Source organism: Azospirillum sp. B506 (genome assembly GCF_000333595.1).
Classification (GTDB): Bacteria; Pseudomonadota; Alphaproteobacteria; order Azospirillales; family Azospirillaceae; genus Azospirillum.
Map to the genome: position 1 here is coordinate 1 of NZ_BADK01000646.1, position 7,952 is coordinate 7,952.

A 7,952-nucleotide genomic window follows, 5' to 3' on the forward strand; every position below is an offset into this window, starting at 1 on the left:
TATTTGAAGCAAATATCCGGAAGGAGATCGCCATGTCGCTCACGCACGGGACGTTGTCGGAGTGGATGGTTTCAGAGCGTGCCGCCTGGGCGTTGTCCGCGCCGAAATGGAAGAACATGGCTTATCTGACACTTGGCGTCTCAGTCGGCTTTCTTGTCGGGCTGCTGTTCTCCAGTTCGGGCGGATAGACAGCTGCTTTCAAGGAAATCCGCCGGACATGAATGGGAGCACCTTTCGATGACCACCGCATTCACCCGCACCACCAGCAGGACCGTAACGTTCGCCCATCCTTTTGCCTTGAGCGGCGTCGACGGGGTGCAACCGGCGGGAAGCTACATCGTGGAGACCGACGAGGAGTTGATCGACTCGCTCTCCTTCCCTGTGTATCGGCGCAGCGCGACCTGGCTCCGTCTTCCGCAGTCCAATCGCGGAATGGCCATGGAGCAGACGGTGCTCATCGACCCCGATGAGTTGGACCGGCTCCTGGAACCGGCGGGAAACGGAACTCTCCTGCCCGGATGAACATTGTTGCGAGGACCGGGCGGAGCAATGCTCCGTCTATCGCGGAAAGCCGTTCCGCACCGAAGTTTACCGCAGAGAAGGTGTCGTCATGCAAACTGTACAACTGAAACATCGTTCGTCGTCAGTCCATTTCCTGAACGGGAAAATGTTCATTGAAACCGCGTCCGTGCCACCGGTGACCGCAAGGATCGGCGATGAGCGTCTACTCCAGCGGGAGCGTAGCACTCCGCTTCGCAACTGGGACGATGACGGTGGTGCCCAACCAAAGGAAGGTGCTAGAGAGTGAGTTTACCGTCCGCGTCAGAATTTGGCATCGACTGTGAGGAAGAACGCCACCAGGGACGGCCGGCCATCGTCCCGAGGGGGTGCTCCAGTTGAACTGTAGAAAAGCTCATCGCCGACAAGAGCGCCATCCCCGGCATCCTCAAACGACATCGATCCGGATCGTCAGGATCTGTGGAAGGGCAGCAGCATGAGCGACAAGGCATCCTTCCCAATCGTCGGGATCGGCGCGTCCGCTGGCGGGGTGGAGGCCTTGGAGGGGCTGTTCGGCGCCGTTCCTGCCGACAGCGGCATGGCCTTCGTGGTCGTGACGCATCTGTCACCGGAACACGAAAGCCTGCTGGCCGACATCATCGGCCGATGCACGCCCACGCCGGCGCATCAGGCCCGCGACGGGGATTTGGTCGAGCCAAACCGCATCTACACCCTGCAGCCAGGAACCCTGCTGACCATCGACAGCGGCCGGCTGCATGTCCGGCCGGACAGCGCCTCCCGCCGCGAGCGCAACCCGATCGACCTCTTCCTCAGTTCGCTCGCCAGCGACTGCGGTGAAAGAGCGGTGGGCATCATCCTGTCGGGCGGCGGCAGCGACGGCACCCTGGGCGTCAAGGCGATCAAGGAACGGGGCGGCTTCACCATCGCCCAGGGGCATGACGGAATTCCCCGCCATGACGGCATGCCGAACAGCGCCATCGCCACCGGCGGCGTCGACCTTGTCGCGCCGGTGGAAACGATGGCGGCGACGCTGGTGGACTATGCGCGAACCACCACGTCGCTGGGCGATCTGACGGGTGAAAAGGGTGTTCAAGAGGATGTGCGGCTGGAAGCGGCACGCAGAAGCATCACCACCATTCTGCGCAATCAGATCGGGCACGATTTCCAGGGCTACAAGCACAACACTTTCCTGCGCCGTGTCCAACGCAGGATGCAGGCCCTGCGGCTGACGGACATCGACAGCTATGTCGAACACCTGCGTGAGGACCGTACGGAAGCCGCGGCACTGTTTCGCGATCTGCTGATCGGCGTCACCACCTTCTTCCGCGACGGCGAGACCTTCCAGGCGCTGGAGGACCTCGTCATCCCGCATCTGTTCGCCGGGAAAGGCGCCGGCGATGCAGTGCGCGTCTGGGTACCGGGCTGCGCCACCGGCGAGGAGGTGTACTCCATCGCCATGCTGCTGTCCGAATATGCGGAAACCCTCCACAGCGTGCCGAAGATCCAGGTCTTCGCCACCGACATCGACGAGCATGCCCTGGAAGTGGCACGCACCGGGCGCTATCCCGCCAATCTGGTGCGGGATGTGCGGGCGGACCGGCTCAAACGCCATTTCACTGAGGACGGCACCAGCTATCTCGTTCGCAAAGAGGTGCGCGACCTGTGCATCTTCTCGGCGCATAGCGTCGTCCGTGACCCGCCCTTTTCACGCATCGACATGATTTCGTGCCGCAACCTGCTCATTTATCTGGGGATGGGACTTCAGGATCAGGTGATCCCGATGTTCCACTATGCGTTGCGTCCCAGCGGCTATCTTTTCCTCGGCGTGGCCGAGACGATCGGGCAGCATCAGACGCTGTTCGTACCCATCGACAAAAAACATCGCCTGTTCCGCCGGCAGGATGCGGTTTCCGTGACCATTCCCTTCGCCATTGCGGAGCATGGCGGCCGCACGCCTCGCGGATCGGCCGAGACCCCCCGCTCGATCCAGTCCAATGCCGCCAATCTGCGTGGGCATGTGGAAGCGCGCGTGCTGGAGCGTTTCGCTCCGGCCCATGTCGTCGTCAACCAGAACAGTGAGGTGGTCTATTATTCTGCCAACACCGGCAAGTACCTTCAGGCGCCTCCCGGCGCCCCGAACCGGCAGCTTCTGGCGATGGCCCGCAAGGGACTGCGGCTCGATCTTCGCGGCGCCCTGCACGAGGCGATGCAGACCCACAAGCCGATAACCCGCAAGCACCTGGCTGTGGAGGTGGACGATCGTGTCCAAGTGCTCGATCTGACGATCGAGCCGTTCGACCGCGACGGCGAACCCTTCTTCCTGGTCCTGTTTTCCGATGTCGGAGGCCCAAGTCCTGCGGAGGAGATCTACGGCAAAGAGCGTCACTGGGGCCAGGATCCCATTGCGGTGGAGCAGCTGGAACGCGAACTTCGCGATACCAAGGAGCGGCTCCAGAGCACGATCGAAGAGTATGAAACCTCATTGGAGGAACTGAAGTCCGCCAACGAGGAACTCATCTCGGTCAACGAGGAGCTGCAAGCAACCAATGAGGAACTGGAAACGGCCAAAGAGGAAACACAGTCCGTCAATGAGGAGCTTCACGCTGTCAATATCGAACTCAACGGCAAGGTCGAGGAGCTGGATCAGTCCAACAGCGATCTCCAGAATCTGTTCGACAGCACCCAGATCGGGATCATCTTCCTGGACCGATCCCTGCTGATCCGGAGTTTCACGCCGGCGATCACCCAGATTTTCAATCTGATCGCGAGCGACCGCGGCCGTCCGCTGACCGATATCGTCAGCCATCTCGATCAGGTCGATCTGGATCGGGATTTGAGACATGCGCTTACCGACCCGGCGACCGTGGAAAAGGCGGTTCGGTCCAGGGACGGGACCAGGCACTACATGATGCGCATCCTGCCTTACCGGAAAGCCCGCAACGATCTGGAAGGCCTGTTGTTGACCTTTGTGGACGTGACGTCGCTCAAGGAGGCCGAGGAGCAGCAGCGCCAGCTCATCGGTGAACTCGACCACCGCGTCAAGAACATGCTGGCCGTTGTCACCGCCTTGGCCCAGCAGACGCTGAAGGCGATTGCCGAGGCACCGGAATGCACGGCGTTTCTCGGACGGCTGCAGGCGGTCGCCAGCACCTACGATCTTCTGACCCGTGATCGTTGGGGGAACATTCCCCTCAACGACGTCGTGCTCAATGAAGTGAAGCCTTTTGCCACCAGCGAAGGACGCTTTGCCGTTGATGGGCCTGCCGTTCAACTCCGGCCCAAGGCCGCGTTGGCGCTCGGCATGGTGATCCACGAGTTGGTGACCAACGCGCTGAAATACGGCGCATTGTCCGTGGCGGAAGGGCGCGTCGTCGTGACCTGGGAATTCGGGCAAAGGGATGCCGATGCGGTGCTGCTTGTCCATTGGCGCGAGACGGACGGCCCCCCGGTGTCGCCTCCCACCCATCATGGCTTCGGCTCCAAGCTGATCACCCAGCAAATCCGCTACGAACTGCGCGGCGATGTCATGGTGGATTACGATCCGACCGGCCTCCAGGCGACGTTCACCGTACCGGTCGCCCAGACGAGGAGCGACGACGAAAGTCCCGCCCCCCTTGAGAAGGCCTAATGACCGGAAAGCATCTGGAAGGCTGCCGGATCATGATCGTCGAGGACGAATTGCTGATTGCCATGGCGTTGGAGGAAATCCTGCAGGATGCGGGAGCCACCAACGTCGGCATGGCCAGCTGCGTGGCCGATGCCCTGGCGCTGATCGAACGGGAAGATTTCGATGCCGCCATCTTGGATGTCCGACTCGACGACGAGCGGGTGACTGCCGTCGCCGACGCGCTCGAAGCCGGCGGGAAGCCTTTTGTCTTCCACCCGGGATACGGGCCGGAGCTCCTTCCGGAACAACACCGGCACAGACCGTTGCTTCGGAAGCCCTGCGCGCCCGCTGCCATCGTTCGCATTTTATGCACTGCCATTTCTTGAGCGGATGCCGACGAGCCCATCAAAGTGGAAAACTGTGAAAGGCACGGCGCCGGATGGCCGCGTCCACCGTCGACCCCACGATGATGGGGGACATAACCGATGACCTTCCCCCGGCAGAAAGGACACCGGGTTAAGCGGCTCGAAGCTCGGCTTGTTCCGGGGTGATGTAGCCGAGAGCCGAGTGCAGTCCCTGGCGATTGTAATACCCTTCGATGTAGGCGAACAGGTCCCTGGGAGCGTCGGCGCGCGTTGGATAGCGGGCACCATGAACGAATTCCGCTTTCAAACTGCCGAAGAAGCTTTCCATCGGGGCGTTGTCCCAGCAGTTGCCTTTACGGCTCATCGATTGGATGATTCCCTTGTTCATCAGTGCCTTGCGATAATCCCCAGCGGGGTATTGACTGCTGCGATCCGAGTGGCGCAGGAGGCCGGGCTGGGGCCGTTGCCGCTGGCCCCTCTGTGCCAATGGCGGTGAGACATCAGGCCCCCTGAAGTTTAAGCTTGAGGGCGTAGGAAATTCATCGCGTGACCATGCCCAATAAGACGCCCCTCCCAGCCACGATATCCGACGCGGTTCCTGAGGCCGGTTCAAAGCCGCGGGTTGTTGCTGCGCCTGCCGCAATCTCCCCGGAGTTGTCGGTGCGTCCGAAGCGCCGCCCCTTCACCGCGGCGGAGAAGCTGCGGATCCTGGCCGAGACGGACCGGGCGGCGGACACCGGCGGGATCGCGGCCCTCCTGCGCCGGGAAGGTCTGTACTCGTCGGCGCTGACCGACTGGCGCCGGCAACGCGACGCCGGCGCCTTCGAGGCGCTGAAGCCGCTCAAGCGCGGGCCGAAGGCGGTCATTGACGTCCAAAAAAAATTCTCGGACCTGTTGGGGATTGCCCTGTCTCCCGCCGACAGCGACGAGACGCCGCGATGAGCGCGATCGCCGCCTTGCCAACCGACCGTGGCCTTGTAAGCGCGGCCTGCGCCGCCATGGGGGTCGCGCGCGCCAGCGTCCATCGGGCACCGGGGCCGGCTGGCTGGCAGGGAACCGGCGCCTCGCCCCCGGCCACGACCGCCGCGTGCGCTCGCGGTCCAGGAGAGCCAGACGGTGCTCGCTCTTCTGCGCGAGCCGCGCTTCGTCGATCTCGCCCCGGCGGAAGTCTACGCTACCCTGCTCGATGAAGGCGTCTATCATTGCTCGATCTGCACCATGTACCGCCTGCTGGTCGAGCATGACGAGGTCCGGGACCGCCGCGACCAGCTCCGCCATCCGGTCGACCGGAAGCCCGAGTTGCTGGCCACAGCCTCCAACGAGATCTGGTCCTGGGACATCACCAAGCTGATGGGACCGATGAAGTGGTCCTATTACTATCTCTACGTGATCCTCGACATCTTCAGCCGCTGGGTGGTGGGCTGGTGCGTCGCCGATGCCGAGAGTGCCACCCTGTTCAAGGCGCTGTTCGAGGAGACGCTGGCCAAGCACGCCGTCCCGCCCGGCCATCCTGGCTTTCGCGCGGATAGGCCCGCACGAACAGCATCCGGCTGTGGCACAGGCGGACATAGGCCACCTTCACCGTGACCGTCGTTCCGTTGATCAGGACGACCTCATGGCTCCAATCGAACTGGTAGGCCTCGCCTGGCGCAAAGCTCAATGGCACGTAGGCTTGGGCGACGGAGGGCCCCTGCTCCTGCCGCCAAACCCGGGCATAACGACGGACAGCGTCGTAGCCGCCTTCATAGCCGCGGGACCGTAACGTTTCGAACAGCCGGACCAGCGTCAGGCGCTCCCGTAATGCTTTCCCCTCGTTGGCCAGCAACAGAGCATCCAGTTCTTCACGCCAGGGGCCGATCTTCGGCAAAGGCTGGTTCGTGCGCGTGTAGCGGAACTCCGTGGCCTCCGACCGGATCACCTTCCGCACGAACCGAACAGATGTTTTACGGCGACGGACCGCATGATTGACTCCCCACACACCCGATCTTTCAAAGGCGCGATGAGTGCATGAGGGTGTTGATCGAAGAATCGATCCAACGTCTTTTCATGGCAAGGCCGGCCACGCCCGTCTGTGACCGTTTACCAATTCCGCCAGTCGTGCCGGTTCGAGAACCTCAACCTTGTCACCCCAGATGCAGAGATGCCAAGCCATCTCCAGATCGCCGCCGGCACGGAACCGCACAATCAGGGAGCCATCCTGTTGCCGTTCAAGCGTCTGGGTCGGATGGAACACAAAGTCGGCGGCAACGTCGGCGGCATCGGGGGAGAACCGCCACACGACATCGAATGGCTCCTCTTGAAACAACCCGAAGGAGCGGGCGGCGAAACTCTGCAGATTGAAGGCGGGATCCCGAACGAAGCTCTCCGCCAACAGGTCCACCGTTTCGATGCCCGGCAAACTGAACAGGACGAATTTCTCCGCTTTCGGATGCTCATGCCAAGCCACCAGATAATGCCTATGGCCATGCAGGAAGCCATAGGGATGAACGATCCGTTCGTTCGTCTGCCGGGTCTTCCGGTTGCGGTAACCGATGCGGACCTTGCGGCAGGATTTGATTGCCTCACGGAGGATGGTGACGACGCCGGTTCCGATGCGCGGCCGCGGTCCGGGACGCATCGCCAGCCCCTCGGACTCAAGCAGCGCGTCAAGATCGGGCTCGACCCGACGGACGGCGTCCGGACGCATCATGGCCTTCAGCTTCGCCACGAGACCGGTGAGTTCGGCAGCCTCGACAGCGCGATTCTGTTGCTGCATCAGACGGGCAGCCGACTCCAGCGCCGCGAGTTCCTCGACACTGACGTCGATCAGGCCGTTCACCGTGCTTTTCGGAATCCGCCACCGCTTGGCGCGGTCGTCACCTGCGATCTCCTCCACCTGCGGAAAGACACAGGCCACGGCATCCCTCATCCGCATCGCGGTGCGGCGGCCGACACCGAACCGCTCCTCGATGTCGGCCAGCGACACCCCCTGCCGGCTGGATTGCAGCTCAAGCGCAAGCCGGAACAGATTGTGCGCCTTTTCGTGTCTCATTCTTCTCGTTGGCACGCAGAAAAATATGTGAAATTCACAAGATCACTCTTAAATATCATAATAATCTGAAATATGCTAACCAGAGATTGCTTTCGGCGCTGGGTGGAGCCTCGAAATGTTCAATCGACAACCGTGACAATGACATTGTCCTTGACCACGAGCCCGATCCCATCGACCGTGATTCGGGTCGCCCCGGCGCGGATCGCCGCTTTCACCTCCTGGCTGTGTAGACTCCGCTCCAACGCTTTGACGTCGATCCCCATCACCCTTTCAACATACCGCAGCAGAGCATGACTGCTGACAACGGGGTCCTTGGCCGTCCGTTGACGGGAGGCGAGCGCCTGACGCGCGACATGCAGGTCCCGAAGCAACGATTGGCGGTCCCGCTTTCGCTCCTCAGGGGTACGTTCGACCCGTCGGCCTGCGCCGT

Annotated in this window: 6 protein-coding genes and 3 pseudogenes; 5 read left to right on the plus strand and 4 right to left on the minus strand. The window is 62.1% G+C overall.

Translation table 11 applies throughout. The features are described 5' to 3' along the window. The 4 genes from I71_RS38380 to I71_RS36160 form a co-directional block, all read left to right on the plus strand. On the plus strand, nucleotides 1–188 hold a 188-nt coding region (locus tag I71_RS38380; RefSeq protein WP_042696578.1), incomplete at its 5' end, for a hypothetical protein. A 49-nt stretch (nucleotides 189–237) separates the two neighbouring features. After that, nucleotides 238–522 (plus strand): hypothetical protein, encoded by a 285-nt coding sequence (locus I71_RS19145; protein WP_012978193.1) that lies wholly within the window; start codon nucleotides 238–240, stop codon nucleotides 520–522. Nucleotides 523–994: 472 nt separating this feature from the next. Next, nucleotides 995–4,147: a chemotaxis protein CheB gene (locus I71_RS19150; protein WP_042696582.1), complete on the plus strand. Its 3,153-nt coding sequence runs from the start codon at nucleotides 995–997 to the stop codon at nucleotides 4,145–4,147. After that, entirely contained in the window at nucleotides 4,147–4,512 is a 366-nt protein-coding gene (locus I71_RS36160; protein WP_083897261.1) for a response regulator, read from the plus strand. The genes I71_RS19150 and I71_RS36160 overlap by 1 nt, the downstream gene beginning before the upstream one ends. 130 nt (nucleotides 4,513–4,642) lie before the next feature. On the opposite strand, the pseudogene I71_RS38385 reads toward I71_RS36160, so the two are convergent. Beyond that, nucleotides 4,643–4,963: pseudogene (locus tag I71_RS38385) on the minus strand (integrase core domain-containing protein); the annotation flags it as partial. Nucleotides 4,964–5,037: 74 nt separating this feature from the next. Here I71_RS38385 and I71_RS36170 point away from each other — a divergent pair. Next, nucleotides 5,038–6,021 (plus strand): annotated as a pseudogene (locus I71_RS36170) (DDE-type integrase/transposase/recombinase); the annotation flags it as partial. Here I71_RS36170 and I71_RS36175 read toward each other — a convergent pair. The 3 genes and pseudogenes from I71_RS36175 to I71_RS19180 all read right to left on the minus strand — a co-directional run. Beyond that, nucleotides 5,999–6,469: pseudogene (locus I71_RS36175) on the minus strand (IS21 family transposase); the annotation flags it as partial. The pseudogenes I71_RS36170 and I71_RS36175 overlap by 23 nt on opposite strands. Before the next feature lie 66 nt (nucleotides 6,470–6,535). Beyond that, nucleotides 6,536–7,456 carry a YafY family protein gene (locus tag I71_RS19175; protein WP_244433925.1) on the minus strand — a complete coding sequence of 307 codons (921 nt, stop codon included), beginning with the start codon at nucleotides 7,454–7,456 and terminating at the stop codon, nucleotides 6,536–6,538. 185 nt (nucleotides 7,457–7,641) lie between these two features. Continuing rightward, the coding region (locus I71_RS19180) for a hypothetical protein (protein WP_211098404.1) at nucleotides 7,642–7,952 on the minus strand (311 nt) is incomplete at its 5' end.

Excerpts from the sequence above, each read along its gene's own strand:
- I71_RS36160 (WP_083897261.1), top strand. The coding sequence starts at position 4,147 with ATGACCGGAAAGCATCTGGAAGGCTGCCGGATCATGATCGTCGAGGAC.
- I71_RS19145 (WP_012978193.1), top strand. The coding sequence starts at position 238 with ATGACCACCGCATTCACCCGCACCACCAGCAGGACCGTAACGTTCGCC.
- I71_RS19150 (WP_042696582.1), top strand. The coding sequence starts at position 995 with ATGAGCGACAAGGCATCCTTCCCAATCGTCGGGATCGGCGCGTCCGCT.